General features: G+C 62.5%; 21 protein-coding genes and 5 tRNA genes. 22 read left to right on the top strand and 4 right to left on the bottom strand.

Translation table 11 applies throughout. The features are described 5' to 3' along the window. Positions 1 to 331 precede the first annotated feature (331 nt). Genes CAG18_RS25640 through CAG18_RS25630 form a run of 3 tightly spaced genes read left to right on the top strand, consistent with a single transcriptional unit; the run spans position 332 to position 3,894 of the window. Complete coding sequence (locus CAG18_RS25640) at positions 332 to 991, top strand: paraquat-inducible protein A (RefSeq protein ID WP_013970746.1); 660 nt, start codon at positions 332 to 334, stop codon at positions 989 to 991. Beyond that, the gene (locus tag CAG18_RS25635) at positions 978 to 1,601 is read left to right on the top strand and encodes a paraquat-inducible protein A (RefSeq protein WP_015268842.1); all 624 of its coding nucleotides are present in this window, start codon (positions 978 to 980) and stop codon (positions 1,599 to 1,601) included. The genes CAG18_RS25640 and CAG18_RS25635 overlap by 14 nt, the downstream gene beginning before the upstream one ends. After that, positions 1,594 to 3,894 (top strand): PqiB family protein, encoded by a 2,301-nt coding sequence (locus tag CAG18_RS25630; RefSeq protein WP_085721803.1) that lies wholly within the window; start codon positions 1,594 to 1,596, stop codon positions 3,892 to 3,894. The genes CAG18_RS25635 and CAG18_RS25630 overlap by 8 nt, the downstream gene beginning before the upstream one ends. Before the next feature lie 248 nt (positions 3,895 to 4,142). On the opposite strand, the gene rpsT is transcribed toward CAG18_RS25630, so the two are convergent. Continuing rightward, the gene (gene rpsT / locus CAG18_RS25625) at positions 4,143 to 4,421 is read right to left on the bottom strand and encodes a 30S ribosomal protein S20 (RefSeq protein WP_003247625.1); all 279 of its coding nucleotides are present in this window, start codon (positions 4,419 to 4,421) and stop codon (positions 4,143 to 4,145) included. 250 nt (positions 4,422 to 4,671) lie between these two features. On the opposite strand from rpsT, the gene murJ reads away from it, so the two are divergent. The 6 genes from murJ to ispH all read left to right on the top strand — a co-directional run bounded on the left by murJ (position 4,672) and on the right by ispH (position 12,007). Further along, positions 4,672 to 6,210, top strand: a complete 1,539-nt coding sequence (murJ, locus tag CAG18_RS25620) for a murein biosynthesis integral membrane protein MurJ (RefSeq protein WP_085721802.1) — start codon at positions 4,672 to 4,674, stop codon at positions 6,208 to 6,210. Positions 6,211 to 6,328: 118 nt separating this feature from the next. Continuing rightward, positions 6,329 to 7,279 carry a bifunctional riboflavin kinase/FAD synthetase gene (gene ribF, locus CAG18_RS25615; RefSeq protein WP_085721801.1) on the top strand — a complete coding sequence of 317 codons (951 nt, stop codon included), beginning with the start codon at positions 6,329 to 6,331 and terminating at the stop codon, positions 7,277 to 7,279. Continuing rightward, complete coding sequence (gene ileS / locus CAG18_RS25610) at positions 7,276 to 10,107, top strand: isoleucine--tRNA ligase (RefSeq protein WP_061552036.1); 2,832 nt, start codon at positions 7,276 to 7,278, stop codon at positions 10,105 to 10,107. Before ribF ends, ileS begins: the two co-directional genes overlap by 4 nt. After that, positions 10,100 to 10,615, top strand: coding sequence for a signal peptidase II (lspA, locus tag CAG18_RS25605; RefSeq protein WP_003258216.1), 516 nt, complete (start codon positions 10,100 to 10,102; stop codon positions 10,613 to 10,615). Before ileS ends, lspA begins: the two co-directional genes overlap by 8 nt. Next, positions 10,608 to 11,045, top strand: coding sequence for an FKBP-type peptidyl-prolyl cis-trans isomerase (fkpB, locus tag CAG18_RS25600; RefSeq protein WP_085721800.1), 438 nt, complete (start codon positions 10,608 to 10,610; stop codon positions 11,043 to 11,045). Before lspA ends, fkpB begins: the two co-directional genes overlap by 8 nt. A 14-nt stretch (positions 11,046 to 11,059) precedes the next feature. Next, the gene (gene ispH / locus CAG18_RS25595; protein ID WP_013970753.1) at positions 11,060 to 12,007 is read left to right on the top strand and encodes a 4-hydroxy-3-methylbut-2-enyl diphosphate reductase; all 948 of its coding nucleotides are present in this window, start codon (positions 11,060 to 11,062) and stop codon (positions 12,005 to 12,007) included. Positions 12,008 to 12,086: 79 nt separating this feature from the next. Here the strand turns inward: ispH and CAG18_RS25590 are convergent, their stop codons facing one another. Continuing rightward, the gene (locus tag CAG18_RS25590; protein ID WP_024086212.1) at positions 12,087 to 12,584 is read right to left on the bottom strand and encodes a GspH/FimT family pseudopilin; all 498 of its coding nucleotides are present in this window, start codon (positions 12,582 to 12,584) and stop codon (positions 12,087 to 12,089) included. A gap of 109 nt (positions 12,585 to 12,693) precedes the next feature. On the opposite strand from CAG18_RS25590, the gene CAG18_RS25585 reads away from it, so the two are divergent. The 5 genes from CAG18_RS25585 to thiO are packed head-to-tail and all read left to right on the top strand — an operon-like array spanning position 12,694 to position 15,521. Beyond that, positions 12,694 to 12,876 (top strand): prepilin-type N-terminal cleavage/methylation domain-containing protein, encoded by a 183-nt coding sequence (locus tag CAG18_RS25585; protein ID WP_015268850.1) that lies wholly within the window; start codon positions 12,694 to 12,696, stop codon positions 12,874 to 12,876. Next, positions 12,873 to 13,517 carry a PilW family protein gene (locus CAG18_RS25580; protein ID WP_054573226.1) on the top strand — a complete coding sequence of 215 codons (645 nt, stop codon included), beginning with the start codon at positions 12,873 to 12,875 and terminating at the stop codon, positions 13,515 to 13,517. Before CAG18_RS25585 ends, CAG18_RS25580 begins: the two co-directional genes overlap by 4 nt. Further along, on the top strand, positions 13,514 to 13,978 hold the full coding sequence (locus CAG18_RS25575) for a hypothetical protein (protein WP_039614945.1): 465 nt from the start codon (positions 13,514 to 13,516) through the stop codon (positions 13,976 to 13,978). The genes CAG18_RS25580 and CAG18_RS25575 overlap by 4 nt, the downstream gene beginning before the upstream one ends. Position 13,979: 1 nt before the next feature. Continuing rightward, a complete protein-coding gene (locus CAG18_RS25570) occupies positions 13,980 to 14,369 on the top strand; it encodes a type IV pilin protein (protein ID WP_085721799.1) in 390 nt (129 codons plus the stop codon). Positions 14,370 to 14,423: 54 nt separating this feature from the next. Beyond that, positions 14,424 to 15,521 carry a glycine oxidase ThiO gene (gene thiO / locus CAG18_RS25565; protein ID WP_085721798.1) on the top strand — a complete coding sequence of 366 codons (1,098 nt, stop codon included), beginning with the start codon at positions 14,424 to 14,426 and terminating at the stop codon, positions 15,519 to 15,521. An 87-nt stretch (positions 15,522 to 15,608) separates the two neighbouring features. On the opposite strand, the gene CAG18_RS25560 is transcribed toward thiO, so the two are convergent. Both CAG18_RS25560 and CAG18_RS25555 read right to left on the bottom strand, forming a co-directional pair. Further along, complete coding sequence (locus CAG18_RS25560) at positions 15,609 to 15,839, bottom strand: PP0621 family protein (RefSeq protein ID WP_054573227.1); 231 nt, start codon at positions 15,837 to 15,839, stop codon at positions 15,609 to 15,611. A 94-nt stretch (positions 15,840 to 15,933) separates the two neighbouring features. Beyond that, positions 15,934 to 16,953 (bottom strand): outer membrane protein assembly factor BamD, encoded by a 1,020-nt coding sequence (locus tag CAG18_RS25555; protein WP_015268855.1) that lies wholly within the window; start codon positions 16,951 to 16,953, stop codon positions 15,934 to 15,936. A gap of 147 nt (positions 16,954 to 17,100) precedes the next feature. Between CAG18_RS25555 and rluD the strand changes: the two genes are divergently transcribed. From rluD to CAG18_RS25515, 8 genes are all read left to right on the top strand, one after another. After that, a complete protein-coding gene (gene rluD, locus CAG18_RS25550; RefSeq protein ID WP_015268856.1) occupies positions 17,101 to 18,063 on the top strand; it encodes a 23S rRNA pseudouridine(1911/1915/1917) synthase RluD in 963 nt (320 codons plus the stop codon). Then, positions 18,060 to 18,800 carry a peptidoglycan editing factor PgeF gene (pgeF, locus tag CAG18_RS25545; RefSeq protein WP_015268857.1) on the top strand — a complete coding sequence of 247 codons (741 nt, stop codon included), beginning with the start codon at positions 18,060 to 18,062 and terminating at the stop codon, positions 18,798 to 18,800. The genes rluD and pgeF overlap by 4 nt, the downstream gene beginning before the upstream one ends. A 252-nt stretch (positions 18,801 to 19,052) precedes the next feature. Continuing rightward, positions 19,053 to 21,617 carry an ATP-dependent chaperone ClpB gene (gene clpB, locus CAG18_RS25540; RefSeq protein ID WP_015268858.1) on the top strand — a complete coding sequence of 855 codons (2,565 nt, stop codon included), beginning with the start codon at positions 19,053 to 19,055 and terminating at the stop codon, positions 21,615 to 21,617. A gap of 433 nt (positions 21,618 to 22,050) precedes the next feature. Beyond that, positions 22,051 to 22,126: transfer RNA gene (locus tag CAG18_RS25535), tRNA-Asn, on the top strand. Between the two features lie 4 nt (positions 22,127 to 22,130). Next, a tRNA-Pro gene (locus CAG18_RS25530) sits at positions 22,131 to 22,207 on the top strand. 6 nt (positions 22,208 to 22,213) lie between these two features. Next, positions 22,214 to 22,289 (top strand) — tRNA-Lys (locus CAG18_RS25525). A 47-nt stretch (positions 22,290 to 22,336) separates the two neighbouring features. Beyond that, positions 22,337 to 22,413: transfer RNA gene (locus CAG18_RS25520), tRNA-Pro, on the top strand. Positions 22,414 to 22,418: 5 nt separating this feature from the next. Then, positions 22,419 to 22,494, top strand: a tRNA-Lys gene (locus tag CAG18_RS25515). Positions 22,495 to 22,659 lie beyond the last annotated feature (165 nt).

Below are 22,659 nucleotides of genomic sequence, written 5' to 3'. Positions count from 1 at the left end.
AACTCAGCAGTGAAACGATGCATCGCCGATGGTAGTGTGGGGTTTCCCCATGTGAGAGTAGGTCATCGTCAAGATTCATTTCGCAAAACCCCTATCTGCACATGCAGGTAGGGGTTTTGTCTTTGTGGCGCAAAAATTCCCGGGCATACGCAGTACCTGTGGGAGCGGTTCACCCGCGAAGCAGACTACCCGGTGTATGGCACCGGCTTCGCCGGTGTTCGCGGCGGTTAGACGCCTCGACTCGCCCGCACTGGTCTCCGTTCGATCGTCGCCTCCCACAATTCGAGCCAGAACACTAGAATAGGCCCACGCACCTATTCAGAAGCGCTATATGCCCAATCCTGTCGAACCTGAAACCCTGGCCCAGTTGCCGTTGGACGAGCTTGTCGCCTGTCATGAATGTGACCTGCTGCTGCGCAAGCCCGTGCTCCAGCATGATGAGAAAGCCCAATGCCCGCGCTGCGGCTATGAGCTGTACGCCCATCGGCACAATGTGGTCAACCGCAGCCTGGCCCTGGTGCTCACCGCCTTGCTGCTGTTTGTGCCTGCCAATTTCCTGCCGATCATGCAGCTGCACCTGCTTGGCCAGACATCGGACGATACTGTCTGGAGCGGCGTGCTGGGCCTGTACAACTCGGAAATGCGCGGTGTGGCCGTCGTGGTTTTCCTGTGCAGCATGGCCATCCCTTTGGCAAAACTGCTCTGTCAGCTGGTCGTGCTCTTGAGTATCCGTCTGAACGTGGGGCGTAGTTTCGGCCTGCTGTTCTACCGCATCTATCACCACTTGCGTGACTGGGGCATGCTCGAGGTCTATTTCATGGGCGTGCTGGTAGCCATCGTCAAGCTGGTGGACCTGGCCGAGCTGACGGTAGGCCTGGGGCTGTTCTGCTTCATCAGCCTGTTATTGATCCAGGTGTGGCTCGAGGTGGTGATGTCACCGCACCAGATCTGGAGTGCGCTATCAGGGGAGGACCTGCATGCGGGCGATTGATGCAGGCATTCTTGTCTGCAATGAATGTCACGAGCTGAACCGGCAACAGCCAGACAGCACTTCACAAACCTGTACACGCTGCGGTGCCATCGTGCATGCCCGTCGGCCGAACAGCATCGCGCGTACCTGGGCGCTGCTGATTGCCGCGTCGATCCTGTACATCCCGGCCAACATGCTGCCGATCATGACCGTGAGCACCCTGGGCCAAGGCAGCCCCGACACGATCATGTCCGGTGTCATCACCTTGCTCAAGCATGGCATGGTGCCCATTGCTGCCGTGGTGTTCATTGCCAGTATCCTGGTGCCCACGTTCAAACTGGTGGGCATCGGCTTGCTGTTGTACTCCGTTCAGCGTCGTCAGCCGCTTTCGGCACGGCAACGGATATTGATGTACCGCTTCATCGAATTCATTGGGCGCTGGTCCATGCTCGATATCTTTGTCATCGCCATCCTGGTGGCGGTGGTGAATTTCGGCCGAATAGCCAGTGTCGAAGCCAACCTGGGCGCTGTCGCCTTTGCAACTGTGGTGATCCTGACAATGCTTGCCGCTTTAACTTTCGATCCCCGACTGATTTGGGATAACACGGAGTCGGATGACGACCATGAGTGACCTGCCAACGGCTAAAACCCGCCCAGCCTCGAACTGGTCGGCCATATGGATCCTGCCTTTGATCGCCTTGATGATCGGTGGCTGGCTTGCGTGGCAGGCTTACCGTGATGCCGGTGTGGAAATTGAAGTCCGCTTCGAGTCGGGTGAGGGTATCGTCGCCAACAAGACCGAGGTGATCTACAAGGGCATGCCGGTTGGCAAGGTCAAGAGCCTGGTGCTCGACGCCAAGGGTGAGAACCAGGGGGTGATCGCCACCATCGAGATGAACAAGGCTGCCGAGCCGCATCTGACCAAAGGCACGCGTTTCTGGCTGGTGAAGCCGAGCGTCAGCCTGGCGGGTATTTCCGGCCTGGAAACTCTGGTGTCAGGCAACTACATCGCCGTCAGCCCAGGGGAGGGGGAGCGCACCAAACGTTTTACTGCCTTGAAGGTTGCGCCGCCGCTGTCGGACAGCGAGCCGGGCCTGCACCTTACCCTCAAGGCTGAGCGGCTTGGGTCGCTCAACCGTGACAGCCCGGTGTTCTACAAGCAGATCCAGGTTGGCCGGGTAAAAAGCTACCGCCTGTCCGAGGACCAGAGCACTGTCGAGATAAAGGTCTTCATCGAGCCGGCCTATGCCAGCCTGGTGCGCAAGCACACGCGTTTTTGGAATGCCAGCGGCGTCAGCATCGATGCCTCGCTGTCGGGCGTGAAAGTGCGTAGTGAATCGCTGTCGAGCATTGTCGCCGGTGGTATCGCCTTTGCCACGCCGGAACACCGCAAGGACAGTCCACCCACCGACTCGAACCTGCCGTTCCGTCTGTATGAGGACTTTGATGCGGCCCAGGCCGGTATCCGGGTGAAGGTGAAATTGAGCGATTACGAGGGCCTGCAAGCGGGCCGTACACCGGTCATGTACAAGGGCATCCAGGTAGGCTCGCTGAAAGCCCTGACAATGGCAGACAACCTGGCCAGTGCCTCGGCCGAGCTTACGCTGGACCCGTTGGCCGAGGATTACCTGGTCGAGGGCACGCAGTTCTGGGTGGTCAAACCGTCAATTTCCCTGGCGGGTATCACTGGCCTGGAGGCGCTGGTAAAGGGTAACTACATTGCCATTCGCCCTGGTGAAAAGGGCGCGCGGCCCGAGCGCGAGTTCGAAGCCCGCGCCAAGGCGCCTCCGCTCGACCTCAAGGCACCAGGCCTGCACATGGTGCTGTTCGCCGACACCCTGGGTTCGCTGGAAGTCGGTAGCCCGGTCATGTACCGCCAGGTGAAGGTGGGTAGCGTGCAGAGCTACCAGTTCGCCCGCAACAGCAACCGCATCCTGATCGGTGTGCATATCGAGAAGGAATACGAAAAGCTGGTCAACGGTTCGTCACGCTTCTGGAATGTCAGTGGCATCACCCTGACGGGCGGCCTGTCGGGCATCAAGATCAAGAGTGAATCACTGCAAACCCTGATGGCCGGTGGTATCGCGTTCGACACGCCACGGCCCGATGTGCCGCTCAAACGCCACATCCCACGCTTCCGCCTGCATGACAGCCAGGAGGCGGTCAACCGCGCAGGAACGTTGATCACCATTCGTGTGGACCGTGCTGACGGCCTCAAGCCAGGCACGGCGATCCGCTTCCGTGGCCTGGATGTGGGCAGCATCGAGAGCGTCGACCTGACCGATGACCTGCAGGCGGTGCTGCTGCGGGCGCGCATTACCGAAGCGGCGGACCGTATCGCCCGCGTCGGTACGCAGTTCTGGGTGGTCAAGCCAGCCTTTGGCCTGGTGCGCACGCAGAACCTCGACACTCTGGTGGGTGGGCAGTACCTGGAAGTGCAGCCGGCTGCCAAGGACCGTGGCCCGCAGCGCGATTTCATCGCCTTGGCCGACGCCCCGCAGGTGGCAGGGCCTGAAGTCGGGCTGCCGTTGACGCTGAGCGCTCCGCGCCGTGGCTCGATCAAGCCGGGCGTGCCGGTGACCTACCGTGAGGTTGCGGTGGGCAAGGTGACGGGCTTCGAGCTGGGCCAGAGCGCTGACCGCGTGTTGATCCATATCCTGATCGAACCGCGCTATGCGGCCCTGGTGCGCAGCGGCAGCCGCTTCTGGAACAGCAGCGGCTTCGGTTTCGACTGGGGGCTGGTCAAGGGGGTTACGGTGCGTACCGAGTCGGTGGAGACCATGATCGACGGCGGTATCGCCTTCGCCACGCCGGATGGCGAGCAGATGGGCAACCCGGCACGGCCGCAGCAGACGTTCGCCTTGTTCGACAAGGCCGAGGATGAATGGCTGCAGTGGGCGCCGAAGATTCAGATTGCCAAGTGATGTGGAGGCAGGGCTGCCAAGTGCAGCCTTGCGCTTTTCCGTAGGAGCAGCCTTGTGCTGCGAATGGGCTGCGTAGCAGCCCCGACAATGTCCGCTGCCAGCTGAAGCCTGGGGCTGCTATGCAGCCCATTCGCAGCACAAGGCTGCTCCTACAAAAAGCCGATCGTAATCAACTGGGCGGGATGCTTGCACAAATCGCAGGCAACAAAAAACCGACCCTAGGGTCGGTTTTTCGACTAGCGCGTCGCTTAGGCAGCTGCAGCTTCTTTCAGCGCCTTGATGTGGCCATTCAGACGGCCTTTGTGACGAGCAGCCTTGTTCTTGTGGATGATGCCCTTGTCGGCCATACGGTCGATTACAGGCACAGCCAGAACGTAAGCGGCTTGCGCTTTTTCGGCGTCTTTTGCGTCGATGGCTTTAACTACATTCTTGATGTAGGTACGGACCATGGAACGCAGGCTGGCGTTGTGGCTGCGACGCTTCTCAGCCTGTTTTGCACGTTTCTTGGCGGAAGGTGTGTTGGCCACCGTCGAGCTCCTCGAAAGACTTTAGGTAAATAGCAAACAAAATAGGCCGCGAATCATGCCGATCAGTCGAACGGATGTCAAGGCCACCTGCAAGGTTCCGCCGAGCGGTGCGCCAACAAGAGGGAAATATTCCTTTCTGCTGCGCGACCTGTAAACTCGGGAATTTTTGGCTCCCCTGCGAAGGCGCGGGAGTATCGCACATTCGGACGCTGTCTGGCAGCGTCCTCTGCCCTTGGCGTGAATCTTTTCGATGAACCTGCTCAAATCCCTGGCTGCGGTAAGCTCGATCACCATGATTTCCCGGGTGCTAGGCTTTGTCCGCGACACCATCCTGGCGCGTGTTTTCGGCGCCGGCATCGCCACCGATGCTTTCTTCATCGCCTTCAAGCTGCCCAACCTGCTGCGGCGCATCTTCGCCGAGGGCGCGTTTTCCCAGGCCTTCGTGCCGATCCTGGCCGAATACAAGACCCAGCAAGGCGAGGAGGCGACCCGCACCTTCGTCGCCTATGTCAGTGGCCTGCTGACCTTGGTTCTGGCGCTGGTGACCGCCATCGGCATCCTGGCGGCGCCATGGGTGGTGTGGGCGACCGCCCCAGGCTTTGTCGACAGTGCCGAAAAGTACGAACTGACCACCGCCCTGTTGCGGGTGACTTTTCCTTATATATTGCTGATCTCGCTGTCCTCCCTGGCCGGGGCAATCCTCAATACCTGGAACCGTTTCTCGGTGCCGGCCTTTACCCCGACCTTGCTGAATGTGGCGATGATTGCCTTCGCCGTGCTGCTTACGCCGTATTTCGACCCGCCCATCATGGCCCTGGCATGGGGCGTGCTGGCCGGTGGCCTGGCACAGTTGCTGTACCAGCTGCCAGCGCTGAAGAAGATCGGCATGCTCGTGCTGCCACGCCTGAACCTGCGTGATGCCGGCGTGTGGCGGGTGCTCAAGCAGATGCTGCCAGCGATCCTCGGGGTGTCGGTGAGTCAGATCTCGCTGATCATCAACACCATCTTCGCCTCCTTCCTGGTAGCCGGCTCGGTGTCGTGGATGTACTACGCCGACCGCCTCATGGAGCTGCCTTCCGGTGTACTGGGCGTGGCCCTGGGCACCATACTGCTGCCGACCCTGGCCAAGACCTACGCCAACAAGGACCGCGAGGAGTACTCACGGATCCTCGACTGGGGCCTGCGCCTGTGTTTCCTGCTGGTGCTGCCCTGCACCCTGGCCCTGGCCATCCTCGCCGAGCCTTTGACCGTGGCGCTGTTCCAGTACGGCAAGTTCACTGCCGTCGACGCAGCCATGACCCAGAAGGCGCTGATCGCCTATTCGGTGGGCTTGCTGGCGATCATTCTGGTCAAGGTACTGGCACCGGGCTTCTATGCGCAGCAGAATATCCGTACACCGGTGAAGATCGCGGTATTCACCCTGGTCTGCACCCAACTGTTCAACCTGGCCCTGATCGGGCCGTTCGCGCATGCCGGCCTGGCCCTGGCGATCAGCCTGGGGGCCTGCCTGAACGCCGGCCTGCTGTTCTGGAAACTGCGCAGTCAGCAGCTGTTTCAGCCGCAACCAGGCTGGGCGATATTCCTGCTCAAGCTGTTGCTGGCGGTGGGGCTGATGTCGGCGGTGTTGCTGGCCGGCATGCATTATCTGCCAGCCTGGGAACAGGGCAACATGCTCGAGCGCCTGGTGCGCCTGGTGGCTCTGGTACTGGCGGGCGTCGTGACCTATTTCGGCTGCCTGTACCTGTGCGGCTTCCGGCCTCGGCATTTCGCCCGCAAGGCCTTGCACTGAGGCATCGGGCGGGTCAGGCGTCGGTTTTTCGCATTCCACGCCGCCCTTGGGCGCTGCTGCCTGTCACCGGCGCCCGGGTGTGGTTATAATCGGCCACTTTATGAGCAAGAAGCGCGTTATGCAGCTGGTTCGAGGTCTTCACAACCTGCGCCCCGAGCACCGGGGCTGTGTCGCCACCATTGGCAACTTCGACGGGGTTCACCGCGGCCACCAGGCTATCCTGGCGCGCCTGCGCGAGCGCGGCCAGGCCTTGGGCCTGCCGACCTGCGTGGTCATCTTCGAACCGCAACCACGCGAGTACTTCGCCCCCGACACCGCGCCGGCCCGCCTGGCCCGGCTGCGCGACAAGATCGAGCTGCTGGCGGCCGAGGGTATCGACCGGGTGCTGTGCCTGGCATTCAACCAGCGCCTGAGCAATCTCAGCGCCGATGCCTTCGTCAAGGCCATCCTGGTCGACGGCCTGGGTGTACGCCACCTCGAAGTGGGCGATGACTTCCGCTTCGGCTGCGACCGCGCCGGCGACTTCGCCTTCCTGGTCGAGGCCGGCAAGCTGTACGGCTTCACCGTCGAGGCTGCCAACACGGTGATCCAGGACGGCCTGCGGGTCAGCAGCACCGAAGTGCGCAAGGCCCTGTCCGAAGGCAACTTCGAGCTGGCCGAGCACCTGCTGGGCCGCCCATACCGCATCAGCGGCCGCGTGCTGCATGGCCAGAAGCTGGCCCGCCAGCTCGGCACACCTACCGCCAACATCCAGCTCAAGCGCCGCCGCGTGCCGCTGTCCGGGGTCTACCTGGCCAGCATCGAAATCGACGGCAAGGCCTGGCCGGGTGTCGGCAATATCGGCGTGCGCCCCACCGTTGCCGGTGACGGGCGCCCGCACCTGGAGATTCATCTGCTGGACTATGCCGGCGACCTTTACGGCCGGCGCCTGACGGTGGAGTTCCACCACAAGCTGCGTGAAGAGCAGCGATTCGCCTCCCTGGAGGCGCTGAAGTCGGCGATCGATGCGGATATCGCCGCCGCACGTGCACATTGGCACGCTCAACCGCTAACGAAGAGCCTGAAATGACCGACTACAAAGCCACGCTTAACCTTCCGGACACCGCCTTCCCCATGAAGGCCGGCCTGCCTCAGCGCGAACCGCAGATCCTGCAGCGCTGGGACAGCATTGGCCTGTACCAGAAGCTGCGCGAAATTGGCAAGGATCGTCCCAAGTTCGTCCTGCACGACGGCCCGCCCTATGCCAACGGCAAGATTCATATCGGTCATGCGCTGAACAAGATCCTCAAGGACATGATCGTCCGTTCCAAGACCCTGGCCGGCTTCGATGCGCCGTATGTGCCGGGCTGGGACTGCCATGGCCTGCCGATCGAGCACAAGGTCGAGGTCACCCACGGCAAGCATCTGTCCGCCGACCGCACCCGCGAGCTGTGCCGCGAGTACGCCGCCGAGCAGATCGAAGGGCAGAAGACCGAGTTCATCCGCCTGGGCGTGCTGGGCGACTGGGACAACCCGTACAAGACCATGAACTTTGCCAACGAGGCCGGCGAAATCCGCGCCCTGGCCGAGATGGTCAAGCAAGGCTTCGTGTTCAAGGGCCTGAAGCCTGTGAACTGGTGCTTCGATTGCGGTTCGGCCCTGGCCGAGGCCGAAGTCGAGTACGCCGACAAGAAATCGCAGACCATCGACGTTGCCTTCCCGGTAGCCGATGACGCCAAGCTGGCTGCTGCCTTCGGTCTGGCTTCGCTGGCCAAGCCGGCTGCCATCGTGATCTGGACCACCACCCCGTGGACTATCCCGGCCAACCAGGCGCTGAACATCCACCCGGAGTTCAAGTACGCCCTGGTCGACACCGGCGAGCGTCTGCTGGTTCTGGCCGAGGAGCTGGTCGAGTCGTGCCTCAAGCGCTACAGCCTGGAAGGCTCGGTCATTGCCACCGCCCAGGGTTCGGCACTGGAACTGATCAACTTCCGCCACCCGTTCTATGACCGCCTGTCGCCAATCTACCTGGCTGACTACGTCGAGCTGGGCGCTGGTACCGGCGTGGTGCACTCCTCGCCAGCCTACGGTGAAGACGACTTCGTCACCTGCAAGCGTTACGGCATGGTCAACGACGACATCCTCACCCCGGTGCAGAGCAACGGCGTGTATGTGGACTCGCTGCCATTCTTCGGCGGCCAGTTCATCTGGAAGGCCAACCCGGCCATCGTCGAGAAGCTGAGCGAAGTCGGCGCGCTGATGCACACCGAAACCATCAGCCACAGCTACATGCACTGCTGGCGCCACAAGACCCCGCTGATCTACCGCGCTACCGCGCAGTGGTTCGTGGGTATGGACAAGCAGCCGACCACCGGCGAGCCGCTGCGTGAGCGCGCACTTAAAGCCATCGAAGACACCAAGTTCGTCCCGGCCTGGGGCCAGGCGCGCCTGCATTCGATGATCGCCAACCGCCCGGACTGGTGCATCTCCCGTCAGCGCAACTGGGGTGTACCGATCCCGTTCTTCCTGCACAAGCAGACCGGCGAGCTGCACCCACGCACCGTCGAGCTGATGGAGGCAGTGGCCAAGCGCGTCGAACAGGAAGGCATCGAGGCCTGGTTCAAGCTGGACGCCGCCGAACTGCTGGGCGCTGAAGCCGAGCAGTACGACAAGATCACCGACACCCTCGACGTGTGGTTCGACTCGGGTACCACCCACTGGCACGTGCTGCGTGGCTCGCATGACATCGGCCACGCCACCGGCCCGCGTGCCGACCTGTACCTGGAAGGTTCCGACCAGCACCGCGGCTGGTTCCACTCGTCCTTGCTGACCGGTTGCGCCATCGACGGCCACGCGCCGTACCGCGAGCTGCTGACCCACGGCTTCACCGTGGACGAGAACGGCCGCAAGATGTCCAAGTCGCTGGGCAACACCATCGAGCCGGAGAAGGTCAACAACACTCTGGGTGCCGATATCCTGCGCCTGTGGGTTGCCGCTACCGACTATTCCGGTGAAATGGCCGTTTCCGAGCAGATCCTGCAGCGCAGCGCCGACGCCTACCGCCGTATCCGCAACACTGCACGCTTCCTGCTCTCCAACCTGTCCGGCTTCGACCCGGCCCGCGACTTGCTGGCCCCGGAAGACATGCTGGCGCTGGACCGCTGGGCGGTTGACCGCACCCTGCTGCTGCAACGCGAGCTGGAAGAGCACTACAGCGAGTACCGTTTCTGGAACGTCTACTCCAAGGTGCACAACTTCTGCGTGCAGGAACTGGGCGGCTTCTACCTCGACATCATCAAGGACCGCCAGTACACCACCGGCGCCAACAGTGTCGCTCGCCGCTCCTGCCAGACCGCGCTCTACCACATCAGCGAGGCGCTGGTGCGCTGGATCGCGCCGATCCTGGCGTTTACCGCCGACGAAATCTGGCAGTACCTGCCAGGCGAGCGCAACGAGTCGGTAATGCTCAACGGTTGGTACGAAGGCCTGAGCGAGCTGCCGGAAGGTACCGAACTGGACCGCGCCTACTGGGACCGCGTAATGGCCGTCAAGGCATCGGTCAACAAGGAGCTGGAAAACCAGCGTACCGCCAAGGTCATCGGCGGCAACCTGCAGGCCGAAGTCACCCTGTACGCCGACGAAGGCCTGAGCGCCGACCTGGGCAAGCTGGGCGACGAACTGCGCTTCGTGCTGATCACCTCGGCTGCCAGCGTGGTGCCATTCGCGCAAGCGCCGGCCGAAGCGGTGGCCACTGAAGTCGAAGGCCTCAAGCTGCAAGTGGTCAAGTCCGGCCACACCAAGTGCGGCCGTTGCTGGCACTTCCGCGCCGACGTCGGCAGCCACCCGGAGCACCCGGAAATCTGCGGCCGTTGCGTCGACAACCTGAGCGGTTCCGGCGAGGTGCGCCACTATGCCTAACCCTGTAGCGGGGCGCTTCGGGCGCCTTGCATGGCTTTGGCTGAGCCTGGTGGTACTGGTCCTCGACCAGGCCACCAAGCTGTATTTCAACAATGCCCTGACCATGTACCAGCAGGTTGTCGTCATCCCTGACTACTTCAGCTGGACCCTGGCCTACAACACCGGCGCGGCGTTCAGCTTCCTGGCTGAAAGCTCCGGCTGGCAGCGCTGGCTGTTCGCCCTGATCGCCGTGGTGGTCAGTGCCGTGCTGGTAGTGTGGCTCAAGCGCCTGGGGCGCAACGAGACCTGGCTGGCCGTGGCGCTGGCGCTGGTGCTGGGTGGCGCGATCGGCAACCTGTACGACCGCGTCGTGCTCGGCCACGTGGTCGACTTCATCCTGGTGCACTGGCAGAACCGCCATTACTTCCCGGCCTTCAACCTGGCCGACAGCGCCATCACCGTTGGTGCGGTGATGCTGGCGCTGGATATGTTCAAGAGCAAGAAGTCCGAGGATCCGGTCCATGACTGACACCCGTATCGGCCAGAACACCGAAGTCACCCTGCACTTCGCGCTGCACCTGGAAAACGGCGACACCGTCGACAGCACGTTCGACAAGGCCCCGGCCACCTTCAAGGTTGGCGATGGCAACCTGCTGCCAGGGTTCGAGAACGCCCTGTTCGGCTTCAAGGGCGGCGACAAGCGTACCGTCGTGGTGGCCCCGGAGAACGCATTCGGCCAGCCAAACCCGCAGAACGTGCAAGTCATGCCGCGGTCCCAGTTCGAGGGCATGGAGTTGTCCGAAGGGCTGTTGATCATCTTCAACGACGCCGCCAACACCGAGCTGCCGGGTGTGGTCAAAGCGTTCGATGACGAGCAGGTGACCATCGACTTCAATCACCCATTGGCTGGCAAGACCCTGACCTTCGAGGTGGAGATCCTCGAGGTGAAGGCCCTGTAAGCCTGGAGCCGAGCATGCAAATCAAACTCGCCAACCCTCGCGGCTTCTGCGCGGGGGTCGACCGGGCGATCGAGATCGTCAACCGCGCGCTGGAAGTCTTCGGCCCGCCGATCTATGTGCGTCACGAAGTGGTGCACAACAAGTTCGTGGTGGAAGACCTGCGCAACCGTGGCGCCATCTTCGTCGAAGAGCTGGACCAGGTACCGGACGACGTCATCGTCATCTTCAGTGCCCACGGTGTTTCCCAGGCCGTGCGCCAGGAAGCTGCTGGCCGTGGCCTGAAAGTGTTCGATGCCACCTGCCCGCTGGTGACCAAGGTGCACATCGAAGTGGCCAAGTACAGCCGCGACGGCCGTGAGTGCATTCTCATCGGCCACGAAGGGCATCCGGAGGTCGAAGGCACCATGGGCCAGTACGACGCCAGCAACGGTGGCGCCATCTACCTCGTCGAAGACGAGGAGGATGTTGCCAACCTGCAGGTGAAGGACCCGGACCACCTGGCGTTCGTCACCCAGACCACACTGTCGATGGACGACACCAGTCGTGTGATCGACGCCCTGCGTGCGCGCTTCCCGAACATTGGCGGCCCGCGCAAGGACGACATCTGCTACGCCACCCAGAACCGCCAGGACGCGGTCAAGCAACTGGCGGACGAGTGCGACGTGGTACTGGTGGTCGGCAGCCCGAACAGCTCCAACTCCAACCGCCTGCGCGAGCTGGCCGAGCGCATGGGCACCCCGGCCTACCTGATCGACGGTGCCGAGGACCTGCAGCGTGGCTGGTTCGACCAGACGGCGCGGGTCGGCATCACCGCTGGCGCTTCGGCTCCCGAAGTGCTGGTGCGTGGCGTGATCGAGCAGCTCAAGGCCTGGGGCGCCACCGGTGCTGAAGAGCTGGATGGGCGGGAGGAGAACATCACCTTCTCCATGCCCAAGGAACTGCGGGTTCGGTCGCTGATCTGAAACGGCACCCACCTGGTGCTGTTTTATGTGGGAGCGGCCTTGTGTCGCGAAAGGGCCGCTCCCACAACGATCACGTATGCTAGCTGGAGGTGTCTTTGCATCGGGATTTTTTTGGCTCTCCCATCTGTACGTTGACCCTGCCAGTCGATGCCATCACAACTTGATACTGGCTAGTTGCGGTCAAGCGCTCGCAAATCTCCATCGTTGAACCTAACCAATTACCGTTGGCCCCAAGCGGAACACCCTGCGCACTGAATTTCAGCTGCTCACCGCGATTGCTCGTGATCTTCAGCGGCCGTGAAAGACGCTGCTCGCGCAGCACCTGCCCGTTATGCTCCAGCATCACCTGCCAACCATTCCCCCAGTTACCGTCCAACGCCTGCACCAACACCGGCTGGCTTTGCAACATGGCATGGCTGCGCGCACTGCGCAGCGCCTGCGCCAAGTCACGCGCAGCTGCCGCCCTGTGTAAGTCGTCGCTCAATCTGGCGTAGGCCGGCATGCCGAGCTGTGTCAGCAACACGGCCACTGCCAGGGCCGACAACATTTGAATCAGTGTTACACCTCGTTGCTTCACCGTGCATTCCTCCCTGGAAGTGCTTGGCTGTAGCTTCACGGTCGTTGGACCGGCGGTCCAGTCGCCCGGGTTCAATGCAATTGCAGGAAAAGTCGCAGGAGGTGCAGGGATGCACGCAAGACAGCGGGGCATGACGCTTCTGGAAGTGTTATTGGCGGTGGTAGTGGTGGCTGTGGGTATGTTCGCAGCGGCAGGCCTGCAACTGCAGGCATTGCAGGCTGCGGAGGACGCGCGCCGCGATGGGAAGGCGGCAATGGCGGCGCACAGTGAGCAGGAAAGGGGGCGGCCATGAGTCGGGGCCAGCGTGGTTTCGGCTTGCTTGAGGTGATGCTGGCGCTGACCATCGGGTTGCTGCTGTTGGCGGCGGCCAGCCAGCTATTCGCCTCGGCCCACCATACCTGGCGGCTGCAAAGCACGGCAGTACGCATGCAGGATGAGGCACGCCTGGCATTGCTGCGAATGGCCCAGGATATCCGCATGACCGGGATGTTTGGCTGCCTGCGACTGCGGCCAAAGCACTTCGGCAGTTCGAGCGCAGAGCACGCATTCGCCCGGCCGATGGAAGTCGAAGCATCCACCCTTAGCCTGGTCGTTGCGGAGTTACCTGGGCAAGCCGGGGGCCCGCAGTGGTTCCTGCACACGGACTGTACTAGCAAAGTGTCTGTGGACGATGAGTTGAAGGAGGGCTACCCGCAGGTTTACCCCATCAGCAGATATGTCTACCAACTCCAGGGCAATACGCTGAAATTCAAACGCAACAAAAGCAACTTCCAGCCGCTGGTTGAAAATGTGCGGTCAATGCGTTTGCAGCGTGTGCAAATGGCACAGGGTGAGGGGGTGGATATTGCCCTGACGCTTTACGAACCCACGCTCGAACTTGAACAGCACCATGAACTGAGCGTCGCAATCCGCAACCCGGTGCCGAACCCATGAATCGTCAGCGTGGCATAGTCCTGTTGTTGGCTTTGGTCCTGAGCCTGCTGCTTGGGCTGCTTGCGGCGTCTGCCCTGCGTGATGCGCTGGCGCAAACGCGAATGACCGGCTATCTGAGCGAAGGCCTGCTGGCGCTGGAGCAGGCCGAGGCCACGCTGCTGGCAGGGGCAGGCGAGCTCGAGCGGGCTCCCCCCGACCCTTGCGAGGCGTGCCCGCCACCCGCTCGACCGCATGACCTGAGCGGGCAGTGGCAGCGCACGCGAACCGGCTATTTCCATTTGCAGAATCTGGGTACCAGCGAACACGCGGCGCATATGCCGGAAGGGCAGCAGGTCACCCTGTACCGCGTCACCGCCGTCAGCCTGCAAACCCAGTCACGGCATGTGCTGGAAGCGGTCTACGCCATGGCCGGCGACACAACCCGGCGCATTGCCTGGCGGCAGAGATTGCGAGGAGACTGACATGCAGCAAGGCTTGAGCCTGATCGAGTTGTTGATTGTGCTGGCCGTGACCGGCATTCTGGCAGCCATTGCCTACCCCAGTTACAGCGACCAGCTACGGCGAGCCGCGCGCAGCGAAGTGGTTGGCCTGCTGCATGACGCCGCCCTGCGCCTGGAGCGCCACCGCGTACGCACTGGCCAATACGCCGAGGGCGACCCTGCCTTGCCCGACGGTACCCGCTATTACAGCCTGCAGGCCCAGCGCGACAGCGACACCTTCACGCTGCGCGCCCGGCGGCTGCCGAGCGGGCTGATGGCGCAGGACCGCTGTGGCGATTTCCAGCTCGACCAGGCCGGCGTGCAGCGCAATCCGGGTGCCGTCGAAGGCAGCGTGCACTGCTGGGGAAGCTGAAGATTGAATGATGCCCGGTGCATCGCGGATTTACTTCAGGTGTTGGATCGACAGATGAGCAAGCAAGTAGTGGTGGTCGGTGGCGGGGTGATCGGCCTGCTGACGGCATTCAACCTGGCGGCGAAGGTCGGGCAGGTGGTGGTGTGTGATCAGGGTGAAGTCGGCCGCGAATCGTCCTGGGCCGGCGGCGGTATCGTCTCGCCACTATACCCGTGGCGCTACAGCCCGGCCGTGACCGCCCTGGCACACTGGTCGCAAGACTTTTATCCACAGCTGGGCGAGCGTTTGTTCGCCAGCACCGGCGTCGACCCCGAAGTGCACACCACCGGCCTGTACTGGCTCGACCTGGACGACGAGGCCGAAGCGCTGGCCTGGGCCGAGCGTGAGCAGCGGCCGCTGAGTGCCGTGGATATTTCGGCGGCCTATGACGCGGTGCCGGTGCTGGGCCCGGGCTTCAAGCGTGCCATCTACATGGCCGGCGTGGCCAACGTGCGCAACCCGCGCCTGGTGAAGTCGCTCAAGGCGGCGTTGCTGGCGTTGCCCAACGTGACCTTGCGTGAGCACTGCCAGGTTACCGGTTTTGTCCAGCAAGGCGGTCGCGTGACCGGGGTGCAGACGGCAGACGGCGTTCTGGCGGCGGATGAGGTGGTGCTCAGTGCTGGCGCGTGGAGTGGCGACCTGCTGCGTACGCTCGGCCTGGAACTGCCGGTGGAGCCGGTGAAGGGCCAGATGATTTTGTTCAAATGTGCCGAAGACTTCCTGCCGAGCATGGTGCTGGCCAAGGGGCGCTATGCGATCCCGCGGCGTGACGGGCATATTCTGGTGGGTAGCACGCTGGAGCATGCCGGGTACGACAAGACCCCGACCGAGGAGGCGTTGGAGAGCCTGAAGGCCTCGGCGGTGGAGTTGCTGCCTGAGCTCGAGGGGGCCACGGTGGTGGCGCACTGGGCCGGGCTGCGGCCGGGGTCGCCGGAAGGTATTCCGTATATCGGGCCGGTGCCGGGGCATGCGGGGTTGTGGTTGAACTGCGGGCATTACCGCAACGGGCTGGTGCTGGCGCCGGCTTCGTGCCAGCTGTTTACCGACCTGTTGACCGGGGCAGAGCCGATCATTGACCCGGCGCCGTATGCGCCAGCCGGGCGGTTGAGCTGAGATTGCCGGGGCCGCTCCTACAGGGGCTGCGTATTCCCTGTGGGAGCGGCCTTGTGTCGCGAAAGGGCTGCAAGGCAGCCCCAGTTTCTAACGGGATTGCCCCGGCCCTTGCTGCAGGTGTGCCTGGCTGCAATACCACTCGTTACCCTGCTGCAGCGCCCGGTCATTGGGCAGGTGCACGCCGCAATGGGCGCAGCGCACCATCTGCAGCGGCGCATCCAGCTTCGCCTCGGGGTGCGACTGTTGGCTGGCTTTGAACTTGCGCCACAGCCAGAACGCGGCGGCGATCAGGGCGATCCAGAAAAGTAGGCGAACCATGGTGTCCAGCTTGTCGGTTGAAGAAGCCGACAGTCTAGGACGCGGCCAATAAAAAAGGGAGGCCCAGGGCCTCCCTTTCATGTACCGCTACGTATCAGTCGAACAGACCAAAGGTCATGTAGCTGAACCAGGAACGGTCCTTCTCGGCTTCCTTCGGCCCTTCCGGCACGATCGGATCACCGTTCTCGTCGGTTGGCAGCAGCTCACGCGGCATCTCGTCACGTGCGTCCTGGAACTGCTTGACCACGTCCTGGTTCGCGCGGGTTTCACCCGGCGGCAGCGGGGTGTCGGTCTCGATCAGGCCCAGGGTCGCTTTGGACAGCCAGCCGCGGCCGTCAGACTCGGTCTGCTTTGGCTGGAACTCGCCATCTACCAGGCTCGGGTGGTCCGGGTAGTTGAGTTTGAGGGTTTCCAGGCTGGTGGCGGCCAGTTCGTCCAGGTGCATCTTCTGGTACGCCTCGACCATCACCGCCAGGCCGTCGCCGACCGATGGGGTTTCCTGGAAGTTCTCCACCACGTAGCGGCCACGGTTGGCGGCGGCTACATAGGCCTGGCGGCTCAGGTAGTAGTCGGCCACATGGATTTCGTACGAGGCCAGCAGGTTGCGCAGGTAGATCATGCGCTGCTTGGCGTCGGGCGCGTAGCGGCTGTTGGGGAAGCGGCTGGTCAGCTGGGCGAACTCGTTGTACGAGTCGCGGGCAGCACCCGGGTCACGCTTGGTCATGTCCAGCGGCAGGAAGCGCGCCACCAGGCCACGGTCCTGGTCGAACGAGGTCAGGCCCTTGAGGTAGTAGGCGTAGTCGACGTTCGGGTGCTGCGGGTGCAGGCGGATGAAGCGCTCGGCAGCCGACTTGGCAGCCTCGGGCTCGGAGTTCTTGTAGTTGGCGTAGATCAGCTCGAGCTGCGCCTGGTCGGCATAGCGGCCGAACGGGTAGCGCGACTCTAGGGCCTTGAGCTTGTTCACGGCGCTGGTGTAGCTGGAGTTGTCCAGGTCAGCTTGCGCCTGCTGATACAGCTCGGCCTCGCTGAGGTTCTCGTCGATCACTTCCTTATTGGAGGAACAGGCCGCGGTGAGCCCGAGGATGGCGATCAGCAGCAGGTGTTTCACTTGCATGGCGGCTTGCGTCCCTTTGACGGCCGCTGTCTTGGGCGGTGCCGTCCTGTTATGATGAGCGCCCCGGCCAACCCCGGGACAAAAGAAGCCGTATTTAACCACAAGCTCGCAGCCGAAACCAAAGGCTGTGCGCCCGCCGAATCGAGCATGTCCGAGATCATTCAACTTAGCGCAGAGGTCCCGTCCGAACTGGGCGGTCAACGCCTCGACCAGGTCGCCGCCCAATTGTTCGACGAGTATTCGCGCTCGCGGCTGACTACCTGGATCAAAGAAGGCCGCCTGACGGTCGATGGCGCGGTCCTGCGCCCGCGTGACACCGTCCATGGTGGCGCCGTGCTGGCCCTGGAGGCCGAGCAAGAGGCCCAGGGCGAGTGGGAGGCCGAGGACATCGCGCTGGACATCGTCTATGAAGACGACCAGATCCTGGTGATCAACAAGCCTGCCGGCCTGGTTGTGCACCCGGCTGCCGGGCATGCCAGCGGCACCTTGCTGAACGCGCTGCTGCACCATGTGCCCGACATCATCAACGTGCCGCGCGCCGGCATCGTGCACCGCCTGGACAAGGACACCACCGGCCTGATGGTGGTGGCCAAGACCCTGCAGGCGCAGACCAACCTGGTCGACCAGCTGCAAAAGCGCTCGGTCAGCCGCATTTATGAATGCATCGTGGTTGGTGTGGTGACTGCCGGTGGCAAGATCGACGCGCCCATCGGCCGCCACGGCGGCATGCGCCAGCGCATGGCAGTCACCGACGGCGGCAAGCCTGCGATCAGCCACTACCGTGTGCTCAAGCGCTTCCGCTCGCACACCCATGTGCGGGTGAAGCTGGAAACCGGCCGTACCCACCAGATCCGCGTGCACATGGCTCATGTCGGCTACCCGCTGGTCGGCGACCAGACCTACGGCGGCCGCTTCCGCATCCCGCCGGCAGCCAGCCCGACCATGGTCGAGGCGGTGAAGACCTTCCCGCGTCAGGCCCTGCACGCACGCTTCCTGGCGCTGGTACACCCGACCACCGGTGAGCGCATGGAATGGGAATCGCCGCTGCCGGATGACTTCGTCTGGTTGCTGTCGCTGCTGAACCAGGACCGCGAGAGCTTTATCGGATGAGTGGCCTGACTCAGTCGCTGCTGTTCCCCGACTGGCCGGCCCCGGCCTCGGTGCGCGCCTGTGTCACCACCCGCCAGGGCGGCGTCAGCCTGCCGCCCTATGAAACCTTCAACCTTGGCGACCATGTAGGGGACGACCCTGCCGCGGTGGCCGAAAACCGTCGTCGCCTGAGCGACGAATTCGCCATCCAGCCGGCCTGGCTCAAGCAGGTGCATGGGCTGGTGGTGGCAAATGCCGACCCGGCTGTGGTGGCCGAGGCCGACGCCAGCTGGACCGACCAGCCTGGCATTGCCTGCACCGTGATGACTGCCGATTGCCTGCCAGCGCTGTTCTGCGACCGGGCCGGTACCCGCGTGGCGGCCGCGCATGCTGGCTGGCGCGGGCTGGCCGGTGGTGTGCTGGAGGCCACCTTGGATCGCCTGGCACTGCCACCCGAAGAGGTGCTGGTGTGGCTGGGGCCGGCGATTGGCCCACAGGCGTTCGAAGTGGGGCTGGAAGTGCGTGATGCCTTTACGGCGGTGCACCCGGAAGCGGCCCGGGCCTTTGTCGATGGTGCCCGGCCGGGCAAGTTGATGGCCGACATCTATGAGCTGGCGCGTATTCGTTTGGCGGCGCGTGGGGTGACCGCTGTTCATGGCGGTGGCTTGTGCACGGTCAGCGATGAGCGGTTCTTCTCCTATCGCCGTACTCCGCAGGGGGGGCGTTTTGCTTCCCTTGTGTGGCTGGAACCGCGCTAGCCTGCATCGGCCTTTTCGCGGGTGAACCCGCTCCCACAGGATAATCACAGGCCCTGAGAGCGGAGCAGTACTTGTGGGGGCGGGCATGCCTGCGAATGGCCCAGCACTAATCCAACAGGTTGATCCTGGTCAACCCCGCTACGCTTGAATCTTCCAGAATCAGCCTTATCTATAAGGTCATCTCAGGCAGGTTTCTTCACAAACAGGCGCTGTCCATCGCTCCGACCTGCCCTTTAAAAGGAAGGTACCCCCATGCGAATAGACCGTTTGACCAGCAAGCTGCAGCTTGCGATATCCGATGCCCAATCCCTGGCGGTTGGCATGGATCACCCTGCCATCGAGCCGGTGCACCTGTTGCAGGCACTGCTCGAGCAGCAGGGCGGTTCGATCAAGCCGCTGCTGATGCAGGTAGGCTTCGACATCAACAGCCTGCGCCAGGCACTGGTGAAAGAACTCGACCAGCTGCCGAAAATCCAGAACCCCACCGGCGACGTGAACATGTCGCAGGACCTGGCGCGCCTGCTCAACCAGGCCGACCGCCTGGCCCAGCAGAAGGGCGACCAGTTCATTTCCAGCGAACTTGTGCTGCTGGCTGCCATGGACGAGAACAGCAAGCTCGGCAAGCTGTTGTTGAGCCAGGGCGTGAGCAAGAAGGCCCTGGAAAACGCCATCAACAACCTGCGCGGCGGTGCGGCGGTCAATGACGCCAACGCCGAGGAATCGCGCCAGGCGCTGGACAAGTACACCGTCGACCTGACCAAGCGTGCCGAAGAAGGCAAGCTGGACCCGGTGATTGGCCGTGACGACGAAATTCGCCGTACCGTACAGGTGCTGCAACGCCGTACCAAGAACAACCCGGTGCTGATCGGTGAGCCTGGCGTAGGTAAAACCGCCATCGCCGAAGGCCTGGCCCAGCGCATCATCAATGGTGAAGTGCCGGACGGCCTGAAGGGCAAGCGCCTGCTGGCGCTGGACATGGGCGCGCTGATTGCCGGTGCCAAGTACCGCGGCGAGTTCGAAGAACGCCTCAAAGGCCTGCTGAACGAGCTGTCCAAGCAGGAAGGCCAGATCATCCTGTTCATCGACGAACTGCACACCATGGTCGGCGCCGGCAAGGGCGAGGGCGCCATGGACGCCGGCAACATGCTCAAGCCGGCCCTGGCCCGTGGCGAGCTGCACTGCGTTGGCGCCACCACGCTGAACGAGTACCGCCAGTTCATCGAGAAGGATGCTGCCCTGGAGCGCCGCTTCCAGAAGGTGTTGGTCGAGGAGCCGAGCGAGGAAGACACCATCGCCATCCTGCGTGGCCTGAAAGAGCGCTATGAAGTGCACCACAAGGTGGCCATCACCGACGGCGCCATCATTGCTGCGGCCAAGCTCAGCCACCGCTACATCACCGACCGTCAGTTGCCGGACAAGGCCATTGACCTGATCGACGAAGCGGCCAGCCGCATCCGCATGGAGATCGACTCCAAGCCGGAAGTGCTCGACCGCCTCGACCGTCGCCTGATCCAGCTGAAGGTGGAGTCGCAGGCGCTGAAGAAGGAAGAAGACGAAGCGGCGAAAAAGCGCCTGGAGAAGCTGACCGAGGAAATCGACCGGTTGGAGCGTGAATACGCCGACCTGGAAGAAATCTGGGCCTCCGAGAAGGCTGAGGTGCAGGGCTCGGCGCAGATCCAGCAAAAGATCGAGCAGGCCCGTCAGGAGCTGGAGACCGCCCGTCGCAAAGGCGACCTGAGCCGCATGGCCGAGCTGCAGTACGGGGTGATCCCGGACTTGGAGCGCAGCCTGCAGATGGTCGACCAGCACGGCAAGACCGAAAACCAGTTGCTGCGTAACAAGGTGACCGAGGAAGAAATTGCCGAAGTGGTCTCGAAGTGGACCGGTATCCCGGTGGCCAAGATGCTCGAAGGCGAGCGTGAAAAGCTGCTGAAGATGGAAGAGCTGCTGCACCAGCGTGTGATCGGCCAGAACGAGGCGGTAACCGCCGTGGCCAACGCGGTGCGCCGTTCGCGTGCCGGGCTGTCCGACCCGAACCGGCCGAGTGGTTCGTTCCTGTTCCTCGGCCCGACCGGGGTGGGCAAGACCGAGCTGTGCAAGGCGCTGGCCGAGTTCCTGTTCGACACCGAAGAGGCGATGGTGCGCATCGACATGTCCGAGTTCATGGAGAAGCATTCCGTGGCTCGGCTGATCGGTGCCCCACCAGGCTATGTGGGGTATGAAGAGGGCGGTTACCTGACCGAGGCGGTACGACGCAAGCCATACTCGGTGGTGCTGCTGGATGAGGTGGAGAAGGCCCACCCGGATGTGTTCAACGTGCTGCTGCAGGTGCTGGAAGACGGCCGCCTGACCGACAGCCACGGGCGCACCGTGGACTTCCGCAACACCGTGATCGTGATGACCTCCAACCTGGGCTCGGCGCAGATCCAGGAACTGGTGGGTGACCGCGAGGCACAGCGTGCGGCGGTGATGGATGCGGTGGGTTCGCACTTCCGTCCGGAATTCATCAACCGTATCGACGAAGTGGTGGTGTTCGAGCCACTGGGCCGCGAGCAGATTGCCGGTATTACCGAAATCCAGCTGGGCCGCCTGCGCAGCCGTCTGCTGGAGCGCGAACTGTCGCTGAGCCTGAGCCCGGAGGCATTGGACAAGCTGATTGCCGTGGGTTACGACCCGGTGTACGGCGCACGGCCGCTGAAGCGCGCGATCCAGCGTTGGATCGAAAACCCGTTGGCGCAGTTGATCCTGGCAGGCAAGTTCATGCCGGGGACGGCGATTACCGCCAAGGTGGAAGGCGACGAAATCGTCTTTGGCTGATTTGCTTCATCATGAGCCCCGCATCTGCGGGGCTTTTTTTTTGTCTGTATCTCCCAGGCCTCACACACATTCCGAGGACCGGTGCCGTACCTGTGGGAGCGGGCATGCCCGCGAAGGGGCCCTCACAGCCCCAGCAAATCCGGGCCTTTCCGGCTTCCTGGATAACTAGCTGAAATTTTTGAAATTTTTGCTTGCATCTAAAATCGGGTGCCCCTAATATACGCCGCGTTGTCAGGCACTAAGCGAACCACCAGCAACATCGGTGACCGCAAAACAACTTACAAATCAGTAAGTTGAATGAAAAAAAGTGGTTGACAAGCAAAACGAAGAATGTAGAATAGCCGGCCTCAGCAGCTGCAACGCGAAAGCGGATAGCCAAAGAGACCGAAGCTAACACAAGCTTCGAAGCTGTAAAGATGTGCCGAAGTTCAGTTCCGCGATAGCTCAGTCGGTAGAGCAAATGACTGTTAATCATTGGGTCCCTGGTTCGAGTCCAGGTCGCGGAGCCAATCTCGGGGTGTAGCGCAGTCCGGTAGCGCGCCTGCTTTGGGAGCAGGATGTCAGGAGTTCGAATCCCCTCACCCCGACCATTTTCCGGGTCGTTAGCTCAGTTGGTAGAGCAGTTGGCTTTTAACCAATTGGTCGTAGGTTCGAATCCTACACGACCCACCATGTAAAAAGGGCATCTCAAGCGAGATGCCCTTTTTCTTTAAGTATCACGGGGTGTAGCGCAGTCCGGTAGCGCGCCTGCTTTGGGAGCAGGATGTCAGGAGTTCGAATCCCCTCACCCCGACCATTTCCGGGTCGTTAGCTCAGTTGGTAGAGCAGTTGGCTTTTAACCAATTGGTCGTAGGTTCGAATCCTACACGACCCACCATGAAAAAAAGGGCATCTCGCATGAGATGCCCTTTTTTTGCCTGCTCCGCACAGCAACAAAACCCCTTGTAGGAGCAAGTGCCTGTCAGTGCAGTTTCAGGCGCGGCTCGGTACCCCGGCCAATCTTGCTACCCAGCATCATCAACGCCGTACGGAAGAACCCGTA

It is taken from the genome of Pseudomonas sp. B22(2017), assembly GCF_002113105.1.
GTDB classification, from domain to species: domain Bacteria; phylum Pseudomonadota; class Gammaproteobacteria; order Pseudomonadales; family Pseudomonadaceae; genus Aquipseudomonas; species Aquipseudomonas asiatica.
Note: the sequence above shows the minus strand (reverse complement) of the source record. Positions and strands in the feature narration are given on the sequence as shown.